Source organism: Desulfovibrio ferrophilus (genome assembly GCF_003966735.1).
Classification (GTDB): Bacteria; Desulfobacterota; Desulfovibrionia; order Desulfovibrionales; family Desulfovibrionaceae; genus Desulfovibrio_Q; species Desulfovibrio_Q ferrophilus.
The window spans coordinates 352,304-373,980 of the sequence record NZ_AP017378.1 but is presented as its reverse complement, the minus strand read 5'-3'; the positions used below and the strand labels follow the sequence as shown (position 1 = coordinate 373,980).

General features: G+C 54.9%; 16 protein-coding genes and 1 tRNA gene. 7 read left to right on the top strand and 10 right to left on the bottom strand.

Features of this window, described 5'->3' with window-relative positions; translation table 11 throughout:
- Window positions 1-22: 22 nt before the first annotated feature.
- From lpxA to lysS, 8 genes are read right to left on the bottom strand one after another with little or no spacing between them, the layout of a single operon-like run.
- Window positions 23-835, bottom strand: a complete 813-nt coding sequence (gene lpxA / locus EL361_RS01665; RefSeq protein ID WP_126375935.1) for an acyl-ACP--UDP-N-acetylglucosamine O-acyltransferase — start codon at window positions 833-835, stop codon at window positions 23-25.
- Complete coding sequence (gene fabZ, locus EL361_RS01660) at window positions 835-1,299, bottom strand: 3-hydroxyacyl-ACP dehydratase FabZ (RefSeq protein ID WP_126375933.1); 465 nt, start codon at window positions 1,297-1,299, stop codon at window positions 835-837. The genes lpxA and fabZ overlap by 1 nt, the downstream gene beginning before the upstream one ends.
- Window positions 1,299-2,336 carry a UDP-3-O-(3-hydroxymyristoyl)glucosamine N-acyltransferase gene (gene lpxD, locus EL361_RS01655; RefSeq protein WP_126375931.1) on the bottom strand — a complete coding sequence of 346 codons (1,038 nt, stop codon included), beginning with the start codon at window positions 2,334-2,336 and terminating at the stop codon, window positions 1,299-1,301. The genes fabZ and lpxD overlap by 1 nt, the downstream gene beginning before the upstream one ends.
- 21 nt (window positions 2,337-2,357) lie before the next feature.
- A complete protein-coding gene (locus tag EL361_RS01650) occupies window positions 2,358-2,879 on the bottom strand; it encodes an OmpH/Skp family outer membrane protein (RefSeq protein ID WP_172961586.1) in 522 nt (173 codons plus the stop codon).
- A 49-nt stretch (window positions 2,880-2,928) separates the two neighbouring features.
- Complete coding sequence (gene bamA, locus EL361_RS01645) at window positions 2,929-5,616, bottom strand: outer membrane protein assembly factor BamA (RefSeq protein ID WP_172961585.1); 2,688 nt, start codon at window positions 5,614-5,616, stop codon at window positions 2,929-2,931.
- Window positions 5,600-6,289, bottom strand: coding sequence for an ABC transporter ATP-binding protein (locus EL361_RS01640; RefSeq protein WP_126375925.1), 690 nt, complete (start codon window positions 6,287-6,289; stop codon window positions 5,600-5,602). The genes bamA and EL361_RS01640 overlap by 17 nt, the downstream gene beginning before the upstream one ends.
- Window positions 6,282-7,523, bottom strand: coding sequence for a lipoprotein-releasing ABC transporter permease subunit (locus tag EL361_RS01635; RefSeq protein ID WP_126375923.1), 1,242 nt, complete (start codon window positions 7,521-7,523; stop codon window positions 6,282-6,284). The genes EL361_RS01640 and EL361_RS01635 overlap by 8 nt, the downstream gene beginning before the upstream one ends.
- Window positions 7,520-9,037 carry a lysine--tRNA ligase gene (gene lysS / locus EL361_RS01630; RefSeq protein WP_126381232.1) on the bottom strand — a complete coding sequence of 506 codons (1,518 nt, stop codon included), beginning with the start codon at window positions 9,035-9,037 and terminating at the stop codon, window positions 7,520-7,522. Before lysS ends, EL361_RS01635 begins: the two co-directional genes overlap by 4 nt.
- A gap of 289 nt (window positions 9,038-9,326) precedes the next feature.
- On the opposite strand from lysS, the gene EL361_RS01625 reads away from it, so the two are divergent.
- Together EL361_RS01625 and EL361_RS01620 are read left to right on the top strand one after the other, a co-directional pair.
- Window positions 9,327-9,402: transfer RNA gene (locus EL361_RS01625), tRNA-Asn, on the top strand.
- Window positions 9,403-9,834: 432 nt separating this feature from the next.
- Window positions 9,835-11,922, top strand: a complete 2,088-nt coding sequence (locus EL361_RS01620) for a PAS domain-containing sensor histidine kinase (protein WP_126375921.1) — start codon at window positions 9,835-9,837, stop codon at window positions 11,920-11,922.
- Between the two features lie 77 nt (window positions 11,923-11,999).
- On the opposite strand, the gene EL361_RS01615 is transcribed toward EL361_RS01620, so the two are convergent.
- Window positions 12,000-13,817, bottom strand: coding sequence for a methyl-accepting chemotaxis protein (locus tag EL361_RS01615; RefSeq protein ID WP_126375919.1), 1,818 nt, complete (start codon window positions 13,815-13,817; stop codon window positions 12,000-12,002).
- 242 nt (window positions 13,818-14,059) lie between these two features.
- Between EL361_RS01615 and EL361_RS01610 the strand changes: the two genes are divergently transcribed.
- Window positions 14,060-15,184 carry a PQQ-dependent sugar dehydrogenase gene (locus EL361_RS01610; protein ID WP_126375917.1) on the top strand — a complete coding sequence of 375 codons (1,125 nt, stop codon included), beginning with the start codon at window positions 14,060-14,062 and terminating at the stop codon, window positions 15,182-15,184.
- Between the two features lie 130 nt (window positions 15,185-15,314).
- On the opposite strand, the gene EL361_RS01605 is transcribed toward EL361_RS01610, so the two are convergent.
- Window positions 15,315-16,631, bottom strand: a complete 1,317-nt coding sequence (locus EL361_RS01605; protein WP_126375914.1) for an L-cysteine desulfidase family protein — start codon at window positions 16,629-16,631, stop codon at window positions 15,315-15,317.
- A gap of 216 nt (window positions 16,632-16,847) precedes the next feature.
- On the opposite strand from EL361_RS01605, the gene EL361_RS01600 reads away from it, so the two are divergent.
- The 4 genes from EL361_RS01600 (at window position 16,848) to EL361_RS01585 (ending at window position 21,676) form a co-directional block, all read left to right on the top strand.
- Entirely contained in the window at window positions 16,848-18,005 is a 1,158-nt protein-coding gene (locus EL361_RS01600; protein ID WP_126375912.1) for a Re/Si-specific NAD(P)(+) transhydrogenase subunit alpha, read from the top strand.
- Between the two features lie 81 nt (window positions 18,006-18,086).
- Window positions 18,087-18,377, top strand: a complete 291-nt coding sequence (locus EL361_RS01595; protein WP_126375910.1) for an NAD(P) transhydrogenase subunit alpha part 2 — start codon at window positions 18,087-18,089, stop codon at window positions 18,375-18,377.
- The gene (locus EL361_RS01590; RefSeq protein WP_126375908.1) at window positions 18,374-19,801 is read left to right on the top strand and encodes an NAD(P)(+) transhydrogenase (Re/Si-specific) subunit beta; all 1,428 of its coding nucleotides are present in this window, start codon (window positions 18,374-18,376) and stop codon (window positions 19,799-19,801) included. The genes EL361_RS01595 and EL361_RS01590 overlap by 4 nt, the downstream gene beginning before the upstream one ends.
- 684 nt (window positions 19,802-20,485) lie before the next feature.
- The gene (locus tag EL361_RS01585) at window positions 20,486-21,676 is read left to right on the top strand and encodes a quaternary amine ABC transporter ATP-binding protein (protein ID WP_126375906.1); all 1,191 of its coding nucleotides are present in this window, start codon (window positions 20,486-20,488) and stop codon (window positions 21,674-21,676) included.
- Window position 21,677: the final 1 nt, after the last annotated feature.

The following is a 21,677-nucleotide window of genomic DNA, read 5'->3' as shown; positions in this document are numbered from 1 at the left end:
GGATTGCGCCCGGCCTTGAAGGTTAACTGTCTTTATCACCGTTACGCATACCGATGTCGCTGTGCACCCCGCGTTCACTGCTGCGGATGAACTCGATCATCTTCATGACCTCCGGAACATCGCCCAGGACCTCCTCGGCCTCAGCCAAGGCTTCCTTGCGCCCCATACCGGAACGGAAAATAGTGGTGTAGGCCTGTTTCAAGGCCTTGATACTCGCGCGGTCTATTCCTGCACGACGAAGCCCTATCAGGTTCAAGCCCCGCAAGGCTCCGCGAACCCCTGTGGCGTGGATATAGGGCGGCACGTCCAAAGAGACGCCAGACATTCCACCAATGAAGGCGTAATCACCGATGCGCGTAAACTGATGCACACCAGTCATTCCACTGACCACGGCATGGGAACCGATATCAACATGGCCGGCCAGCATGACGCAGTTCACCAGAATGGCGTGATCATGCAAGACACAGTCATGGGCCACATGGGCATATGCCATGATCATGCAGCCCGATCCAATCCTGGTCTCACCGCGACCTTCCGGGGTTCCACGATGCACGGTCACGAATTCACGGATGATGTTGTTGTCACCCATGACCACGCGTGTATCGGCATCCTTGAATTTCATATCCTGCGGTTCACCGCCGATCAACGCGTTGGAATGGATGACGTTATTCGCCCCCATGCTCGTATAGCGCTTGATCTGGGCAAAGGCATCGATGCGGGTCCCGTCACCGATCTCGGTATCGGATTCGATAATGGCATACGGACCAATGGTCACGTTGTCCCCAAGCTTCGCGCCCGGGTCCACCACTGCAGTAGGATGAATCTGGTTGGCCACTACATATCCTCTCTATTCACAATGGCAGCAGACATAATACCCTGGCAGGCGAGCTCGCCATTGACCAGTGCCTTGCCGCTCATCTTGATCAGGTTCATCTTGCGCTTCATATCGAAGACTTCAAGATCAAGTTTGTCACCAGGAACCACCCGACGACGGAATCGAACCTTGTCGATGCCCGTAAACAGGAAGACATTATCGCCTTTGGACATTTCCTCATCGGAAAGCAGTGCCAGCAATCCGCCAGCCTGAGCCAGCGCCTCGCACATCAGCACGCCAGGCATCACTGGCAAACCAGGGAAATGACCCTGAAAAAAGGGCTCATTCACTGTGACATTCTTGAACGCCTTCAGGGATTCACCGGGAACGACTTCCGTCACTCGGTCCACCATCAGGAAAGGATAACGGTGAGGAAGCAATTCAAAAATCTGCTGAATATCCACAAATTGGGGGAGTTCGCTCATTAGTTGTCTCCCTCGTCTGACGCCGCAAGCAGGGCGGTCAATTCTTTTTCGAGTTTCTTTACCCGCTTGAACAAATCGGGAATTTTGGGGGCCAGGGACATATGGCGCATGTAGGTTCCATACTCCATGGCAGGGTGCCCGCCCATGCGCTTGCCATCGGGAATAGACACGCGCACACCGCATTTGGGTCCGATGACGACGTCATCACCAATGTCCAGATGGTCGGCCAGACCGGCCTTGCCAGCCATGATCACATTGCTGCCAACGGTACAACTGCCTGCGATCCCAACCTGTGAGACGATGGTACAGTTTTTTCCGAAAGTACAATTGTGGGCGATCTGTACAAGGTTGTCGATCTTCGTGCCGCCGCCGATCAGAGTCTTTTCGAGCATGGCGCGGTCAATGGTGGTATTGGCACCAATCTCAACGTCATCCTCAACCAGCACGGTCCCGACCTGGGGAATCTTCTCGCGGCCAGCCGGGGTCGGCACATAGCCAAACCCGTCACTCCCAAGCACGGCACCGGAATGAATCATCACCCGGTCGCCAAGGACGGTACCTGCCATCAGCGTTACATTGGGGTACAACGTACAGTCGGCACCGACAACGCAGCCATCCCCAACATAACTGCCAGGGAAGACCTTGGTGCGGGGGCCGATGCTCGCTCCCCTGGCCACGAAGGCAAAGGGGTAGATATCTGCACTTTCGTCAACACTGGCCTCGGGGTCGACATAAGCGGCGTCGTTGATACCACTCAGGCTCCCCTGCTGCGGTGTGAACAGATTGAGCAACCGGGCAAAATCCAGATAAGGATTTGCACTGACAAGGGCCGAAGCCACCCGGTCAGCATGCTCCTCGGTACAAATGACCGCAGCAGCTTTAGATGTCGCCAAAAGTGCGTCGTATTTCGGATTGGCCAGAAAGGTCACATCCTCGGGTCCCGCAGACTCAAGAGTCCCGACTCCGGAGATTTCACAATCCTGCCCCACCAGAGTGAGGCCCAACTTTCCGGCCAATTCTGACAGTCTGATTCTCATACGCGTTGCCGTCGTCCAGTCTTACTTTTTCGCCTTGGAAGCCTTGTTGACCTCGACGATAATCTCATTGGTGATGTCAGCCTTGTCATCGGCATAAAGAATGCCAGCTTGAGCATCCAGAATCATACCCAACCCGTGCTTCTTGCCGTAGCTTTTCAGAGTTTCGACAATGACATCCAACAGAGGTTTGGAAAGCTTGCTCTCTTCAGCCTTAAACTTGCGCTGGAAATTACGCAGACCATCCTGATAATCACGAACCTTGCGCTTGAATTCGATTTCCTTGTCGACCTTGGCTTCCTGAGACAACACGATGCCCTGCTTCTGGAGCTCGTCACGAAGCTTCTCGAGTTCAGCCTTCTGCCTGTCCATTTCGGTCTGAGTGCTCTTGAAGGTCGCCTTGAGTTGATCCCGCACCTGCTTACCCTGCTCGCACTCGCGAATAACCATGGGCACATTCACAATAGCCACAGGTCCTTTCGTGGCTGCCTGAGCAGCCGGGGCAAGCATCACCACGGCAATAATAGCAAACAAAAGCTTACGCATTGATTCCTCGATTGTTGAACATTGCTTAATCATTTCCAATTATCGCGGCCTAGAAGAACTGACCGATAGAAAACTCCAGGCGGCTCTTGCTGCCCTGTTCCTCGATCGTATCCAGTGCATAGCCGTACTCCAGGCGCAATGGGCCCATGGGGGAGTACCAGCGAATGCCGCAACCAACACTCTTCTTGAGATCAAAGTCGAGTTCGTCGCCCTTGGCCCAGACTTCACCTGCGTCAAAGAAGGCCAAGCCCATGACTCCCAGTTCGTCCATGATGGGGAAAAGGTATTCGAAGTTGGTAAAGAAAACCTTGTTGCCACCAACTTTGTCATCATCTTCCCGGGGTGAGATGTAATTATTCTTGTAGCCACGAACGTCATCGATTCCACCGAGATAAAACCTTTCATGAACCGGAACGTCGTTGCCGTTGAATTGCTCCATCACATAGCCAATCTGGGCATGGAAATGGAAGACATGATCCCACCACATGGGCCAATACTGCGTATGGTCGGCGATGAACTTGATATAGTCATCGCTCCCGCCAATAACACCGCCGGAATACTCAAGCGTCACTCTACTCTTCATGCCGGAGGTCGGGTTCAAGCGGCGATCCAGAGTATTACGCACGATCTCGTTACTGATCATGCTTTTCCAGTTGTCGCCCTCGATATCCAGAATGGAGTCCGTCGCGTCATCGTCGACGTCAGTGACCTTATAGTTTTCCAATTCGTAATAGGCATTCCAGTAGGTATACTCACCAATAGGATGACCAGTCCGGATACGTGTTCCCACTTTGGAGATGTCGTAATCGTCATAGTCGTCATCCCAATCGTAGATATCCACACCGAATTTCCAAGGGGAATCATAGACATGCGGATTCATGAACTTGACGGTGTAACGAGTTGTATCGCCACCCCAAGCGCCATCGACAGAAGCGGTATAGCCCTTCCCGAACAGATTGTTCTCAGCCACGGTGGCCATGAAGTAGACACCATCTGCGCTGGACCAGCCAATACCACCAGTCAGCTGACCTGTGGTTGTTTCCTTGACCTTGACCTTGAGGTCCATCTGGCTCGGATCATCGGTGGGAACAGTTTCAACATCAGCAAGCTCGAAGAAGCCCAGATAATTTAATCGCTGAGTTGACCGGGACAGCTTGGAGCCACTAAACAGATCACCGTCCGTGAGACGCATCTCACGGCGGATGACGTTGTCTCGGGTTCTGGTATTGCCCTCAATCATCACCCGTCGGATGTAAATCTTCTGCCGCTTATGCAGCTCAAAAACAATATCTGCAATCAATGTCTCAGGATTTGGCTTAATTTGATAATCAACCTCGGCAAAGGCGTAGCCATAATCGGAGTAGTACTTGGTCAAAGTCTGGGCATCGTCGCGCAGTTGTGAGCGACTTACGTACTCATCATCATCGCGCTGGTCGTCGGTTTCAATCAACTTGCCCAACTCTTCCGGTGTCTCCAAAAGATCGCCCTGATAGGTGATCGTGCCTGCCTTGTAACGGCGCCCTTCCTCCACCTCGAAGGTTACGGAAATACCGTCCTCAAGGAACTCCACCCGGGGCTGTCCGACCTTGGCTTCCAGGTAACCCTGGTCGCCATAGTAGGATTGCAATACGGCAGAATCCCGATCCAGCATATCCTCTTGCAGGATGCCGTCACCCGTGAACCAAGACAGCATTCCGTGCTCTGACAGAGCCAGTTGGTCCTTGAGGTCATCCTCATCAAGACCTTCGGCACCAACGATGCGGATGTTCTCGATATAAAGCTTGTTGCCCTCATCAACCACGATATTCAGTCGGGCCAGGCCACCTTCGGCTTCTTCTAGCTCGTAACTGACCTTGGCGTTATAATAGCCTTCTTTGCGGTATTCAGCTTTGACCTTGGAAAGGTCGTCGGCCAGGATTTTCGGATTCAACACCGAACCGGCCTTGGAATTCAACAACTCAAGGATGTCGTCCCGATCCAGTTCTTCAACGCCCAGGACGTCGACAACAGTGATTCGCGGCTTTTCCTTGACCACAAAGGTGACTTTCACTCCCTCGGGCAGGTTGTCGACATTGATGCTCACATCGTCGAAGTACCCCAGTTCGTAAATATTCTTAAGCTCAGCGTTCAAGGCCTTGGGGTCATAAATATCGCCCTTGGAGACGCGCAGCCGCATCAGGACAACTTCTTTGTCCAGAACCTTGGAGCCCTCGACCTCGATGACCTCGATACGCTCCTTGCGCAGGAGTTCCATGCGGATCTTTTCAGCCAGGTCCTCAATGGCCGGCACAACATTGATCAGGCCCTCCTGAACAACAAACACCGGCTTGGCTGGTTGTACGCCGTAGGCTTCAACCAGACGCACGTCCAGACTGATGGTCTCGCCCACCTGACTGAAACTGCCATAAACGGCCCAGTTCGCACTGCTCAGCAAAGCCAAGTCCTTGGCTGTGGCAATATCGAGATACTCGATACCGTGTTCCTCAAGAAGACCGTTAACCGTCTTCTGATCAACCAGGGAAAAGCCCGCCTTTTCAAGATGTTCGCCCAGCAGCTCGGGAAGGCTGTCCTTCAAGTATCCCAGTTCGGGATCGGCATTCACCTCAAAGGGCAAAATCACCAATTGGATCTTCCCTGCATCAGGTGGGCTCTGCGCTACAGAGGCGCCGGCGGCAAGGCATACAAGGACAGCCGCTAGCAGGACCATCAGACCGAATCGATTAGCACGTTTGCTCATACAGTTCTCCGGAACGCAGCTCGAAGCGCCGACCCATCTGACGGGCCAGTTCCACATTATGGGTAACGACCACCATGGCCATCCCCAGTTCTTCATTCAAATCAAACAACAGGCGGGCAATGCGCTCTCCTGTTTTTTCATCCAAATTTCCTGTCGGTTCATCGGCCAGCAGCACCTGCGGTTTGAGCATAATTGCTCGGGCGATGGCTGCCCGCTGCCGTTCGCCTCCAGACAAGGTCGTGACCTTGTGAGACGAACGTTGGCTCAAACCCGTCAAATCCAGAACCTCAGAAGCTCTGGCCAGGGCCTTGGCTTTGCTCATGCCTGCTATCAAGCCTGGCATAGCGATATTCTCAAGGGTGGTAAACTCGGGGAGCAGATGATGAAACTGAAAGACAAAGCCGATCTCCTTATTCCGAAGTCTGGCCCTGGCTTCTTCGCCAAATACGTTCAGGTTCTCTCCTCGAAAGAAGACCTCTCCGCTTGTGGCGGTGTCCAACGTTCCCAACACATGCAACAGAGTGGATTTGCCAGCGCCCGAAGCCCCCACCACGGCAACGCTCTCCCCCTCTTCCACGCGCAGATTCAAATCCTTAAGGATTTGAATCGTTCCGCTTGGTCCGGGATACTCCTTACCAACACCCCGCAAATCATACAACGGGAAATTACTCATAGCGGAGCGCCTCGGCAGGGGTCAGCTTGGAAGCCTGGCGGGCTGGATACACCGTGGCCAGGAAACACAAGACAAGAGCGGAGACACCGATGGCAACAAGATCAGGCCATTCCAGGAGCACCGGCAAATAATCCAGGGAATAAATCCCTTTGGGCAAGGTAATGAACTGGAATCTCTGGAGCAGGAAACATAGAGTCAGCCCAAGGGCAAACCCGGCAACCGTTCCGGCGACCCCAATAATCATTCCCTGAAGCATGAAAATGGCGCGGACGCTTTTGCGCGTGGCTCCCATGGACATCAGAATGGCAATGTCCCGGGTCTTTTCCATGACCAGCATCACGAGCGTGGTCACGATGGAGAACGACCCCACAAGCACGATCATCACCAGGATGACAGAAATGGCCAATTTCTCCAAAGCCAATGCGGCGTAAAGATTCTCGTTCATCTCCTTCCAGTTCCGCACATACAGCGGGAAGCCGCCGACCTTATCCTTGAGCAGTTGGCCGATTTCATCGGCGCGATCAACATCGTCGACCTTGAGTTCCAAACCACTCACGGTATCGGTCTTGAAGCCCATCAGCCTTTGTGCGGTGGGAATGGAGACGTATGCCAGTGATGCATCATATTCGTACATTCCGGTCTTGAACACGGCCACAACGCGAACAGTCTGGACCTTGGGCTTGAATCCGGCAGCGGTCGTCATGCCCGACGGGGTCAGCATGTTCACCAGGCTCCCACGCCGGACACCAAGGCGCTGGGCAAGCTCCTTGCCAAGAACAATACCCGGAGGCCCTCCACTCGGGCCGTAGCCTCCGGTCAGGTGCGCAAGCTTGCCTTCGAGCATATCCTTGTCCAGAGTCAGCACGTTGGCGGCATCCGCAGGATTAATCCCCCGCAGCACAACGCCTTTCACCCCATGCCGGGTGGACAGCATAACCTCGGAATACAAAAAGGGCATGACTCCAGTCACACCCTCAACCGTCAACGCAGTCTCTGTCAGCATCCGATAGTCAGCAATGGAATTATCCACGCTCCCCACGAGCAGGTGCGCGTTGACGCCCAGAATCTTGTCACGCAGGTCAGTGCTCATACCATTCATGACGCCAAGCACTACGATAAGCGACGCCACGCCAATGGCCACCCCCAAGATGGAAATCAGGGAAATGACCGAGATGAATGCCTGCTTGCGCCGGGCAAACAGGTAGCGCATGGCGATGAAACGCTCGAAGCTCATGATCCGGCAGAGCCCTCCGGCTTAAGCAGCGGGAATAGAATCACTTCACGAATGCTGGCCGAATCCGTCAGCAGCATCACGAGGCGGTCAATGCCGATCCCCTGGCCTGCAGTGGGCGGCATGCCGTATTCCAACGCCCGGACGTAATCGTCATCCATGGCATGGGCCTCGTCATCACCTGCCTCCTTCTCGGCCACCTGGGCCTCAAAGCGGACGCGCTGGTCCACAGGGTCATTCAACTCCGAGAAGGCATTCGCCAACTCACGACCGCTCATGAACAATTCGAACCGATCGGTAATCTCGGGGTTCTTGTCGTTGCGGCGCGACAGCGGAGAAATATCCGTGGGGTAATGATAAATAAAATGCGGCTGGATCAGCTTGGGCTCCACAAAGAGGTCAAACAGCTTTGCCTGGATCTTGCCCAGAACCTCGCCATCCACGACCTTCTCGCCCTCTTTCTGCACCAGGGCGACGGCCTTGTCGTAATCCCGATACCACTCAGGCTCAATACCACCGATCTTTTCCAGGGATTCATGAAAACTCATGCGGTGCCAATTCCCCGGGGTCAGATCAATCTCCTCACCCTGATAGGGAACCACGGTCGAGCCACAGACTTCCTGAGCGACGTGAGCAAACAGCTCCTCGGTCAGATCCATCAAATCCTCGAACGTTGCGTACGCCCAGTAGAATTCACACATGGTGAACTCGGGGTTATGCTGAGTACTGGTGCCTTCATTGCGGAAGTTGCGGTTGATCTCGAAGACCCGCTCAAACCCACCCACAATGAGACGCTTCAGGTACAACTCTGGAGCGATGCGCATGTAGAGCTTGATATCAAGGGCATTATGATGCGTCTCAAAAGGCCGCGCAGTGGCACCGCCAGCAATGGGCTGCATCATGGGGGTTTCCACTTCCATGAAGCCTCTGGACTCCATGAACCTGCGGAACTCGCGCACGATTTTGGTACGCTTGATAAAGATGTCCTTGGTCCGCTCAGTGACGATCAGATCCACATAGCGCTGACGATAGCGGGTCTCAACATCCTTCAAGCCATGATATTTTTCAGGCAGAGGACGCATGGACTTGGTCAGCAGCCGTACGTCGCTCACCTTGACGGTAAGCTCACCGGTCTTGGTCCGGAACAGACCGCCGGTGACGCCGACTATGTCGCCGATGTCGTACTTCTTGAAGACTTGGTAGGCTTCCGTCCCCAGATCATCACGAGCCGCATAGACCTGCATCTTGCCGCTGACGTCCTGAAGGTGGAAAAAAGTAACCTTGCCAAAGGAACGGTGGGACACAATACGCCCCGCCAGGCTGAACGAGAGGTCCATCCCCTCCAGCTCATCACCGTCCACAGCATCGTACTTATCAACAATATCGACAATATGAGCTTCCTGACGGAAGTCATTAGGGAACAGCGGGATATCAGCATCCAGCAAGGTACAGGCCTTGCCCACGCGGTTCTTCATGACTTCATTCAGCTCGCCACTATCCTGCAAAGCTCTCAGCATAGGCTGGAAAAGCTCGACATTCGGCGACTTGACCGGAAGCTTAATCTGCTTGGTATTAGGCTTTTTGCCCTTCTTGCTCAACGCTCTTTCTCCATCAAAACTTTCTACGTAAGAAGAACCTGAGAGCTTTATTCAGAATGCAGGCATGCGTCAAGGACCCAGGGGTGTCTTCGGCCCTCTTGCACTGTATTTAAAAAAAAATCCACCAACCCAAATTTTGATCTTGACGAAGACTCGGTTACCGCCTAAAACGTCTTTCCTGTCGCAACGAAAGGCGCGGCAAAAGTGATCCCCAGTAGCTCAATTGGCAGAGCGGGTGACTGTTAATCACTAGGTTCGCGGTTCAAGTCCGTGCTGGGGAGCCATGAGATCACAGGGTTGGTAAGGCGCAAGCGTCATACCAACCCTTTTTCTGTTCTGCCCCTCGCCTTGCCCCACAAGGCAATCATACCGCCCTGCAAGGGTATTCCTCCTGTCACGCCAGCAGCCTGCGCCAAAGAGTTCAGACCTTAAGACTGCATCCCTCATGACCTCTCCCTTCATCACAACGGCCTGTCTCACCAAAGAGCAGGTTACAGCCTTCCCTCCTTACCCTACGAGTTCTCCCCTTTCCTCCGCGCTCGAAACTCCGTTGGCACTCTGGCACAACACAATCCACTTGGCAGTGTAAACAGGTTCAAGCATTTGCCTTCTCACCAAGACTTCGGTTACATTAATCATTGGTTACATAGCGCCACACAGGCTATCCGTGAATGCTCACCAACTGTCCAGAGTTCAAGGGGTCCAGGGACTGATCAGTGCGATTTACCAAACGCTTTATTTTCATCTGCGCGATATCGGCCATCGCCTTCGCAGCATTCGTAGCCATCCTACAGCAAAAAACGTTGAGAGACGCCCAGCTGCAGGCCGACGATCATGCACGGGTCATCGCCAACGCTCTCTGGACCTTTGAGGAATCCAGCGCCTTGGCCTACCTGCAACTTGCAGCAAATTCCTATGGCTATGAGTGGCTGATCGTCAAAGATGACCTTGGAAAAACCTTCCTGATGATCGACGGACCGCCTCTCTCACAAATCGATGCCATATTCGTAGCCACCGGTCTCATCAATCGCCATACCATCACCACGGACATCCGCCACGACGATCGCACCATCGGCACCATCAGTGTCCTCTGGCTATCACGAACCATCTACATTCACCTTTATGTGCTGTTCTGTCTGCTCCTTTTCCTGGGAGGGGTCTGGCTTTTCATGCGCGTGTTGGACATGAACCGCACCCTTGAGACCCGGGTCGGAAAGCGAACAGCAGAACTGGAAAATGCCCTGAGCAAACTTGGCAACAGTGAAGAAAAATACCGAACGCTGGTGGAAAACATCCCCGGCGCAGTGTTGCACAGCGTCAACGACAGTCATTGGACAGCCCTGTTCATCAGTGACCCTGTGGAGGAAATCACAGGCCACCCAGCCCGGGACTTCATGGCTGGCGAGGTTGATTACCTGAATCAGGTTGTTCATCCCGATGATCGCATTCGCGTCCGCGCCACCGTTGCCGACGCCCTGATCAAGGGCTCCGATTACTCCCTAGAGTACCGGATTCAAGATGCCTCGGGGGAACAGCACTGGGTGTCCGAAAAAGGACAGGGAGTCTCCTGGAAAGGAGGACGCCCCGAATACTTCACCAGCGCAATCTTCGACATCACCGACCGCAAGCTTGCAGAGCAGGAACTACTCCGGCTGCAGAACATGCTGCAAAGCACCATCAACTCCATGCCTTCGGTCCTTGTAGGCGTTGACACTCAGGGCCGTGTCACCCAGTGGAACCTCGAAGCCGAGCGCCTTACCGGAATCAGTGCCACATCTGCCCAGCACAAGACGTTGGAGCAGGTCTATCCGGCGCTTGCTCCCGAGATGGAAAATGTCCACCGAGCCATCCAGGAACAAACAGTCATGTCCACCCCGCATCTACTCCGCCAGATCGGGGGAGAGATTCGCTATAATGATGTCACCGTATTTCCTCTGGTTGGAATTGGCATGCAAGGGGCCGTCATCCGAGTTGACGATGTGACCGACCGGGTCAGAATCGATGAAGTAATGGTTCAGACCGAGAAAATGATGTCCGTAGGCGGCCTTGCTGCCGGAATGGCTCATGAAATCAACAACCCCCTGGGAGGCATCCTCCAGGGCGCCCAAAACATCATGCGCCGCACTTCACCCGAGCTTCCTGCCAACCATCAGGCCGCCCATGACACAGGCTGCACCCTGGATCAGATCCGGCTATATATGGAAAAACGGGGGATTAACCGGATGCTCTCCGGCATTCAGGAGTCTGGACTGCGTGCAGCCAAGATCGTCTCCAATATGCTGGATTTCAGCCGCAAAAGCGGAACCAGCATGGCAACCTGCGATGTCAATGTCCTGGCCGACACGGTTCTTGACCTTGCGACCAGCGATTACGACCTCAAAAAAAGTTACGATTTCAAGAAAGTTCGAATCATCCGCGAGTATAGCCACGATCTCGATCAGATCACCTGTGCCCATACCGAGATTGAACAGGTCCTGTTCAACCTGGTCAAGAATGCGGCTTACGCCATGGCGGACCATCCCAAGCCTGGCATTGCCCCCATCATCATCATCCGCACCCGCCGGGAAGGCAACACAGCAGTCATCGAGGTGGAGGACAACGGTCCGGGCATGACCATGGAGATCAGAAAACGAATCTTTGAGCCATTCTTCACCACCAAACCCCCAGGGGTTGGCACCGGACTTGGCCTTTCGGTTTCATACTTCATCATCACCCAGAACCATGGAGGGCAGTTCACGGTGGAGTCCACTCCTGGGGTTGGCACCACTTTCATCATCAAGCTGCCCTTGACCCTTACAAGCTGAACAGACAATCACAGCGCAAAAACAAAGGCCCCCGCCAAAATGGCAGGGGCCTTCTTTTTTCTTTAATCACTGTGGGGCTATTGCTGCCCTTCGGACTTCAACTCGTTGACCAGGGAATTAAGTTCACTGGCCTGTTCTGCCAGTTCGCGCAACGCTGTTGCGGATTCCTCGACTCCCTTGGCGGTTTCAACGGCGATATTGTTTATCTCGTCAATGGCCTGGTTAATCTCCTCGCTGGCAGCGGACTGCTCTTCAGCGGCCGTGGCAATACTTTGAATCTGCTTAGCGCTTTCCTCGGTGCCATGAACGATCTCCTCAAGCACCACTCCCGACTCATTGGACAACTCCGAAGCGTGCTCCAGATCCACAACAGCCGTCTCCATACCAGAGATATTATCGCTGGCCACTCGCTGAATGGCCTCGATGGAATCCCCGACTTCCTTGGTGGCGGTCATGGTCTTTTCAGCCAGCTTGCGGACCTCGTCTGCCACCACGGCAAACCCGCGACCGGCATCACCGGCACGTGCCGCCTCAATGGCGGCGTTGAGTGCGAGCAGGTTGGTCTGGTCCGCAATATCAGAGATCACTCCCATGATGTTGCCAATAGCCTCGGCCTGCACACCCAGAGCGTTCATGCTGTCCTGCAGCGAGGTTGTCTGCGTGCGAGTGGTATTCATGGCCGACACGGACTTGTTAACCGTCTCTGCACCCTGGCGAGCCTTCTCTTGGGCTCCCTCGGCGTTCTGAGCGGCGTCACCAGCATTGCGGGCAACTTCAAGCACTGTGGCATTCATCTCTTCCATGGCCGTGGCCGTCGCCTGCAAGCGCTCCTTCTGCACATCGGTGCCGCTGGAGATTTCATCAACCTGAACGGATATCTGCTCAGTGGCGGCAGTAATGCGTTCAACCACCTGTTCCAGACGCTGAGCGGCCTGGTACATGCCCTCGGCCTTGGCGCGCGTGGCCATGAGGGTTGCCTCTTCGGCCTCGGCCTTGGCAACTTCTGCAGCGCGAGCCTTTTCCTCGGCATCCTGCGTCTTGATCGTAATCTCTTCGATGTTCTGAAGCAGGGTTGATGCCATGGTATTCAGGGCCTCCTGCAATCTGGAAGCCTCATCCCGTCCCTTGACTTCAAGATGCAGGTCATAGTTGCCACCTGCAATCTCACCAGCGGCGTCAGTGGACTGAGCAATGGGCCCGGTGATACTCTTGACGATCAACCAGGACATCGGCAACACACCGACCAGAAGAATACCAATCAGAACGGCGAGTACCCATGTCGTATTGGAACTTACAACATCTTCAATTATTGAAGTAACCTCAGCCTTGGCTGCGTCGATATTATCAATATAGATGCCTGTTCCGATCCAATACTTGGTACCAGAAATCAATTGGGAATAGGCCAACTTGGGCTGATCCCCCGAGCCGGGCTTGGCAAACACGTATTGGACGAATCCACCACCACCCTGCGCCGCCTTGGCCAAATCCGAGACAAAGTAGACACCGTTGACGTCTTTTGCCCCCGACATATCCTTGCCGCTCAAGGACGGTTTGGGAGGAACGGTGACGACCGTGGTCCCCTCATACACAAAGAAATACCCGGACTTGTCCTCTTCATAACGAATATCGGCCACGGCCTTGCTGATCATCTCGATCTGCTGATGGTGATCAGTGGCACTTGCAACCAAGGTCCCAAGTGATTCGGCCAAGGACTTGACCGCCACCTGGAGTTTCTGCTTCTGCCCTTCCAACATGCGGTCATTGACCTGCTGAACGCTGATCTCCTTGATCGTTGACGAGTTCCCGAGGAATGCCGCAATGGTCCCACCGATGAATAAAATCATCACCGCAATGACCAAGAAAATTCTAACCCCGATGCTGATTTGCCGAAGCATGAAAACCTCCCAAATAATTCGTCCCGAAATAGTACCTAAGCCATCTCTCGTTCATAAAGCCTGCTTCCCGAAATGGCATTATGATCACCGACAGACACACAATATAACACAACCTGCCAAAGCGTTTCAATCAATTTGCTACTTAATCGGTAGGTTCCTCCTGTGCCTACACGATGTCCTCGCTGGATTCATTCTTAGCAGGTTGCCTATGCGCGTTACGCCGTTCGTGATATCTTTTCGGCATGAGCACTCCACAACTTTACACCAAACACCTTGTTTTCACTCTACTTTCGCTTTGCACTCTGCTTTTGCCTCCGGCCTGTGGGGCCTCCCCGGAAAAATCCCCATCAATTCAATTGCCTTCGGGTTTTACTCTGAGCATCCACGCCCGCATCCCTGGCGCTCGCTCCATGGCCCTTGGCGATAACGGCACGTTATTCGTTGGCACCCGAGGGCACCGCGTGTTCGCCGTCACGGACAGTGATGGCAACGGCATTGCCGAGGTCACCCATGTCATAGCCTCTGGCCTGAACTCCCCAAACGGAGTGGCGTTTCGCAATGGGGCGCTCTATGTGGCCGAGATCAGCCGCATCCTGCGTTTCGATGATATCGAATCCCGACTGGACAATCCTTCACAGCCAGTCATCATCCGGGACGATCTGCCCAATGACCGTCACCATGGCTGGAAATACATCGCCTTTGGACCAGATGACAGACTCTATGTACCCATAGGTGCACCCTGCAACGTCTGCGAAAATGACGACCCCAGATACTCCGCCATTCTGCGCATGCAACCGGACGGATCGCAGCAGGAGATCTTTGCCTCGGGAATACGCAACACCGTGGGTTTCGATTGGCACCCGGAAACCAACGTCCTCTGGTTCAGCAACAACGGGCGAGACCTGATGGGCGACGACATCCCCCCTGACACACTGCACCGTGCCCCCTACCCGGGAATGCACTTCGGCTTTCCCTACTGTCATGCCGGGGATATTCAAGACCCCAAGTACGGCAAATCCAAGCCCTGCAAGGACTTCGATGGTCCAGCCCTCCGCCTCCCCGCCCATGTGGCTCCGCTGGGGATGACCTTTTACACCGCAACACAATTCCCAAAGGCATACCAGGGGCGGCTCTTTTTGGCAGAGCACGGTTCATGGAATCGCACCAGTCCAGTGGGTTATCGTCTGATGACCGTCAGGGTAAGGAACGGGCAGGCCATGGACTACCAACCCTTTGCCACAGGCTGGCTCAAGGGGCGCAAGGTCTCGGGGCGGCCCGTGGACGTCCTGCAAGCACCCGACGGATCATTGTTTGTCAGTGATGACAAAGCAGGCCTGATTTACCGCATTCGCTACACAGGCCAGTGATCGCTGCTCTTCCGACTTTATCTTCACTTGTTCAACCCAAAGAAAAAGCCCCAGGCTGATGCCCGGGGCTTATCCATTCTCGACTCCAAACGTACGAGAAAATTCTTACATCGTCTGCGCCCTGCGCCAGCTACACATCTGAAAACTGCTTTTCCAGCATGATGCGCAAAATCGTGCGATCGGTCTCGATCATGCCCTGCGTGGAAAGAGTACCGATATTCTGCATGGTCTGTTCGGGTGAGACCCCCATGATTCCATCGCCGGAATCAACATTCACCCCCTGTAGGGCAAACAGCGCCGCCTGCACGGACGACCCGGCAGCCGTAGCCAGCTTGAGGGCACATCCAGCCTTGGCGCCGTCACAAATCACCCCGGCCAGATCCTCGGTCAGGTTCTTTATGGCCCCGGCAATATGCTGCGCACCACCTCCCAAAAGAAGAGTCACCCCGGCAGCGGCACCTGCTCCGGCTGCCACGGAGCAACCGCAGACGGCGGACAGGCGTCCGGTGAAGGCTTTCACATAGGCCGTGACCACGTGAGACAGGGCAATGGCCCGCTGGCGTTCGGCATCCGTGCACTCGGCAAACTCGGCAACAGCCTGAATCGGCAGAATGGCGGTCAGCCCGTGGTTGCCACTGCCTGCGGAACTCATGGCTGGCAGCTTGACTCCACCCATCCGAGCATCCGAGGCGGCAGAGGTCAAAATTTTTGCAGCCTGAATCATATCCCGCGTCAGAAGGCGCTGGCGAACCAGACGATCCAGAGTCTTGCCCACCCCCATACCGGCATCAAATTTCAAACCGTATTCGGCTAAGCGGAGATTGTGCTGCACTCCCTCTTCCAGAAATGCCAAGTCCTCATCATCCAGACCATCCAGCAACTCGATGAGTTCGGAGAGCGAGCGCTCCTTGAGCCAGGATTCCATTTCGGCCAATTCACTTTTACCGCCAGCAACGTCGCTTCCCAGCAACGGATGCCCGGTCACGGCCTCGCCGTTCAGAGAAAGACTCGTAATATTGTCATGCACCACTTCGATAACGGCCTCGGCATTGGCGCCGCCGCGTTCCACCCGGGCACGCACAAACAGCCCAACCTGATCATGAAGTAGGTTCACTGTCACCAGCTTGGCATCCAGCAATGCCATTGCCCGGGCTGTAACGACCTCGTCCACCGGCGCCAGAACCTCCAGCCCCAGGGTCGGATCACCCCCGGCACAGCCCAGGGCTGCTGCCGTATCCAATCCCGACAACCCCCCGGTTCCGGGGATGGTCACCGCCAAACCATTCTTGTAAATATTGGGGTCCACCCACAGTTCAACCCGCTGAATGTCACCCGCCGGAAGCAGCGACGCGGCAGCCGCTGCGGCCAGGGCAATAGCCACAGGTTCGGTACAGCCCAAAGCCGGGGCCACCTGCATACGCAGGATGTCCTTAATGGTATACGACATGATCGTCTCCTCGAATGATCACAGTGAACCCACACCTTGAGTGCCGGATGTAAAGCCTCGGGACTGCCATGTCAAAGCCCGGACTTGGCAATCGCACTTCAATTCATTCTCACATGGTGACCGATAGCCCGGGCGATATGGCTATTTCACTAAAAACAATATAGTCTGAAATTTACTATTCCACCCAGTCCTTTACCCATAAGGAGAGCGACGTCCATGATTCTCGCAGTGCCCAAGGAAACCTATCCCGGCGAACGGCGAGTGGCCCTGGTTCCCTCTGCCGTTCCCCCGCTGATCAAGGCGGGCTTCACCGTGCTCGTGGAGCAAGACGCAGGAACCGCTGCCAGTTGTCTCGATACCGATTTCAAGGACAAGGGGGCAGAGATTGTCCCGAGCCGGAGCGATCTCTTTGCCCGGGCTGACGTTATCCTTCAGGTCCGCTCTCCAGGGGCAAACCCCGAGGCAGGAGCTGCAGACATCGCCATGCTGCGCGAAGGTCAAATCGTCATCGGCCTGACTGAGCCGTTCACCGACCCTGCCATCTCCAAGGCCGTGGCCGAGACCGGGGCCGTCCTCTTCTCCATGGAACTCATTCCACGCATCACCCGTGCCCAGAGCATGGATGCCCTTTCATCCATGGCTACCCTGGCAGGCTATCAGGCCGTGTTGCTGGCTGCAGGGAATCTGCCCAAGATGTTCCCCATGATGATGACCGCCGCTGGCACCATCGCCCCGGCCAAGGTCTTCATCGTTGGCGTGGGTGTCGCCGGATTGATGGCCATTGCCCAGGCCCGCAAGCTCGGCGCCGTGGTCGAGGCCTACGATGTTCGGCCCGCCGTCAAAGAGCAGGTTCAAAGCCTGGGGGCCAAATTCGTGGAGATGGAACTGGAAGCGGACGATGCCGAAGACAAGGGCGGTTACGCCAAGGCCATGGACGAGGATTTCTACCGCAAACAGCGCGAGCTCATGACGCGCGTGGTTGCCGCCAACGACGTGGTCATCACCACCGCAGCCATCCCCGGACGGGCAGCTCCCATTCTTGTCACCGAGGAAATGGTCAAGGGCATGGCCCCCGGATCAGTCATTGTGGACCTGGCTGCCGTGGGCGGCGGAAACTGCGAGCTAACCCGCCCTGACGAGGTGGTCGAGGCCCATGGCGTCAAGATTTTCGGGCCCACGGACCTGCCTTCACAGATGTGCATCGATGCTTCACGGATGTACGCCAAGAACATCAGCGCCCTGTTGTTGAATATGGCCGAGGATGGGCGGGTGGACATTGACAAGGATGACGAAGTCGTCGCGGGCACCATGGTCACGCGTGACGGCAAGGTCGTGCATCCCATGATCCTGGAGAAGCTGGAAGAAACCGCATAACAACAGGAATACACGCCACGAGGTCACGCATCAGGCACAGCCCGATCAGGCAACCGGTGCGGCCCCGCAGGAGGAATATTCATGGAAGTTTTCGTCATCGGACTCACCATCTTCGTGCTGGCGGTGTTCGTGGGATTCGAGGTCATCACCAAGGTCCCGCCAACTCTGCACACGCCACTGATGTCCGGCACCAATGCCATATCGGGCATCACAATCACTGGCGCCCTGCTCTCAGCAGGCAGTGAACACACCCTGCTGACCACGATACTCGGCGTGTCCGCTCTGGTCTTCGCCACCATCAATGTAGTCGGTGGATTCATGGTTACCCACCGCATGCTCGACATGTTCAAGAAAAAGGGTGGGCGGTCATGAGCGTCAACATCATCAATCTCGCCTATCTTCTGGCTTCGGTGCTGTTTATCCTGGGCATCAAAGGACTGACTTCGCCCCGCACGGCAGTTCGCGGCAACACCTATTCAGCCCTTGCAATGCTTATCGCCGTCGTTGCCACCCTGTTGGACAAAAATGTTCTGACCTTCGAGTATATCATCGCCGGAGTCGCCGTTGGAGCACTCATTGGCGCAATCCTGGCCATCCGAATCGAAATGACCGCAATGCCACAGTTGGTCGCCGTCTTCAACGGCTTCGGTGGTGGCGCATCCGTACTCGTCGCCGGAGCGGCGTTTCTGGAAGTCATGGGTGCGACGCAAGGTAGCGATCTCCTCGCCAAGGCCGGACTGGCCCCGGCACAGGACTACCAAATGCTCATCGCCACAGCGATCTCGGGCATCATTGGCAGCGTGACTTTCTTCGGCAGCTTTATCGCCTTCGCCAAGCTGCAACGCCTGTTCCTCGAAGGTGCCGCATCTTTCCCCGGACAAAGGATCGTCAACCTGCTGGTTGCCATCATTACAGTGGGGCTGGGTATCGCCCTGGTCATGCAACCACAAAACGTCAACCTCTACTGGCTGATGGTCGCTGCAGCGGCCATCCTGGGGCTGCTGCTCACCGTGGCCATCGGCGGCGCGGACATGCCGGTGGTCATTGCCCTGCTGAACTCCTATTCCGGCTTGGCAGCGGCGGCCACAGGCTTCGTGCTGCAGAACAATGTGTTGATCATCGCGGGCTCCCTGGTGGGTGCCTCGGGCGTCATTTTGACCAAGATCATGTGCAAGGCCATGAACCGTTCGCTGGTTAATGTACTCTTCGGCGGTGCGCTCGGCCCCGGTGAAACCACCGTCAGTTCCGATGACGTCTACGAAGGCAAGGTCAAAGCCACCTCGGGCGAAGAAGTCGCCATGATCCTTGACGGTGCACGCCGGGTGGTCATCATTCCCGGCTATGGCATGGCAGTGGCTCAGGCTCAGCATGCAGTCCGCGACTTGATGAATATTCTGGAAGCCAGAGGAGTCCAGGTTGAATTCGCCATCCATCCCGTGGCTGGGCGTATGCCGGGACATATGAATGTTCTGCTGGCCGAGGCCGAAGTACCCTATGACAAGCTCAGGGAAATGGATTCCATCAACCCGGAAATGAGCCAAGTGGATGTGGCTATTGTTCTGGGTGCCAACGATGTGGTCAATCCGCTTGCCAAGACCGACCCCAGCAGTCCCATCGCCGGAATGCCCATCATCGATGTGGATCAGGCACACACAGTTGTGGTCATCAAGCGGAGTCTTTCACCGGGCTTTGCGAAGATCCCCAACCCGCTCTTCGCTGCGGATAACGCGCTGATGTACTTCGAGGACGGTAAAGTGGCCATTCAGGAGATTGCCCAAGCGGTCAAGGAACAATAACTCTCCCAATAGCAACCAAGCAAAAGGCCTCTTTCCTCCGGGAAAGGGGCCTTTTCCGTGCCCGACAACCCCCGCCTCGACCGATGACTGAGCTTGATGGAGTATTTTAAAGAATAATCCACTCTAAAGGACTTTCAGGGAGTCTCGTTCTTCTCAGCAGGGCTCTTAACTGTCAGACCTTTCTCGCATTATGAGATTCTGTATCATCATCCAATATTGACTGTAGTTGACAAGCTCAACTCAATCCAGTAGATATATTATTGATAAAAAACAAAACAGAATACGCTAGAGAACCAGCTCTCGCTCGTTAATCAAGCCAAGCCACAACTCAAGTCACAACATTCTCTCATCACCATCCACAAGCACCCGAACAACAGCACGGACACCATCACAACATACATACTTCTCTCTAACAACGTACATTACTACAGCATGCATACTAAAGCTACAGTACTTAAAGCACACATTTCTCAAAGTAACAACGAAGGAAGTTCAGTCCCTCATCCGCCCAGCGGGCTCCGCCCAAAGCTGCCTCGCGGACTCAGGGGACGGTATCCTCTCGTTATTTGCTGCCACCAGCTCTAATAATAGCACCCCTCTCTTTTCTTAGTATGAAATGCAGCCCGTTTTGCCCCCAGGCAAAGCGAGCGATTGCATTGTCATTGACCACAACCCGGAGTCAGAATGTCCAAAATCGTCGTCGAAAACCTTTACAAAATTTTCGGGAATACTCCTGAAAAAGCCTTGAAGCTCCTGCAAGAAGGGGCAAGCAAGGAAGAAATCCATAAGAAAACCGCACAAAGCGTTGGCATCAACGACGCATCCTTTACCGTGAAAGAAGGCGAAATCGTTGTCGTAATGGGGCTTTCCGGCAGTGGAAAATCCACTCTGGTGCGCTGCATCAACCGCCTGATCGAACCCACTGCGGGCAAGATCGCTGTAGACGGAGTAGATATCCGCTCCCTGAATATCGATGACCTGCGCAAATTCAGGCAGGAAAAGTTGGGCATGGTTTTCCAGAATTTTGCCCTATTCCCACACCGCACGGTCTGCCAGAACACCGAATATGGCCTGGAAATTCAGGGCATGGACGCCGACACACGTCGGGAAAAGGCCGAGAACGCTCTTGAGCTTGTGGGCCTGAAGGGATGGGAAAACTCCTATCCCAAGCAACTCTCTGGCGGCATGCAACAGCGCGTTGGTCTGGCCCGTGCCCTGGCACTTGATCCCGACATTCTGCTCATGGACGAGGCCTTCTCGGCACTGGATCCGCTCATCCGCCGCGACATGCAGGACGAACTGGTCAACCTTCAGGATGAAATGCAAAAAACCATCCTGTTCATCAGTCACGACCTGGACGAGGCCCTGAAGCTGGGAGACCGAATCGTCCTCATGAAAGACGGACGCATCGTTCAGGTAGGCACTCCCGAAGAAATTCTGACCGAGCCCGCCACCGACTACGTGGAACGTTTTGTAGAGGACGTTGACATTACCAAGGTCCTCACCGCGGAAATGGTCATGAAGAAGTCCGAAGCCGTCGCCTACCTCGGGACCGACGGACCCCGCTCTGCCATCCGCAAGATGAAGCAGAGCGCCATCGGTTCGCTCTTCTTCCTCAATAAGAACAAAACTCCGGCTGGCATCGTGACTATTGAAGACTGCGCAGCCCTACGCGAACGCGGCAGTGATGACATCGAATCCATCCTGCGCCGTGACTTCAAGGAAGTTCAATTGGATACTCAGGCCACAGACCTGATCCAAATCATTCACGACCTGCCCTATCCGTTGCCGGTGACAGGCCCCTCTGGAAAATTCAAGGGAGTGATCGTACGCGGCACTCTCCTGGGCGCCATCGCAGAGCGAGGAGGAAACTAAG

What these genes read in the sequence shown, in the direction of transcription:
- fabZ (WP_126375933.1), bottom strand. Translation starts at nt 1,299, where the DNA reads ATGAGCGAACTCCCCCAATTTGTGGATATTCAGCAGATTTTTGAATTG.
- lpxD (WP_126375931.1), bottom strand. Translation starts at nt 2,336, where the DNA reads ATGAGAATCAGACTGTCAGAATTGGCCGGAAAGTTGGGCCTCACTCTG.
- EL361_RS01650 (WP_172961586.1), bottom strand. Translation starts at nt 2,879, where the DNA reads ATGCGTAAGCTTTTGTTTGCTATTATTGCCGTGGTGATGCTTGCCCCG.
- bamA (WP_172961585.1), bottom strand. Translation starts at nt 5,616, where the DNA reads ATGAGCAAACGTGCTAATCGATTCGGTCTGATGGTCCTGCTAGCGGCT.
- EL361_RS01640 (WP_126375925.1), bottom strand. Translation starts at nt 6,289, where the DNA reads ATGAGTAATTTCCCGTTGTATGATTTGCGGGGTGTTGGTAAGGAGTAT.
- EL361_RS01635 (WP_126375923.1), bottom strand. Translation starts at nt 7,523, where the DNA reads ATGAGCTTCGAGCGTTTCATCGCCATGCGCTACCTGTTTGCCCGGCGC.
- lysS (WP_126381232.1), bottom strand. Translation starts at nt 9,037, where the DNA reads ATGCTGAGAGCTTTGCAGGATAGTGGCGAGCTGAATGAAGTCATGAAG.
- EL361_RS01615 (WP_126375919.1), bottom strand. Translation starts at nt 13,817, where the DNA reads ATGCTTCGGCAAATCAGCATCGGGGTTAGAATTTTCTTGGTCATTGCG.
- EL361_RS01610 (WP_126375917.1), top strand. Translation starts at nt 14,060, where the DNA reads ATGAGCACTCCACAACTTTACACCAAACACCTTGTTTTCACTCTACTT.
- EL361_RS01605 (WP_126375914.1), bottom strand. Translation starts at nt 16,631, where the DNA reads ATGTCGTATACCATTAAGGACATCCTGCGTATGCAGGTGGCCCCGGCT.
- EL361_RS01600 (WP_126375912.1), top strand. Translation starts at nt 16,848, where the DNA reads ATGATTCTCGCAGTGCCCAAGGAAACCTATCCCGGCGAACGGCGAGTG.
- EL361_RS01595 (WP_126375910.1), top strand. Translation starts at nt 18,087, where the DNA reads ATGGAAGTTTTCGTCATCGGACTCACCATCTTCGTGCTGGCGGTGTTC.
- EL361_RS01590 (WP_126375908.1), top strand. Translation starts at nt 18,374, where the DNA reads ATGAGCGTCAACATCATCAATCTCGCCTATCTTCTGGCTTCGGTGCTG.
- EL361_RS01585 (WP_126375906.1), top strand. Translation starts at nt 20,486, where the DNA reads ATGTCCAAAATCGTCGTCGAAAACCTTTACAAAATTTTCGGGAATACT.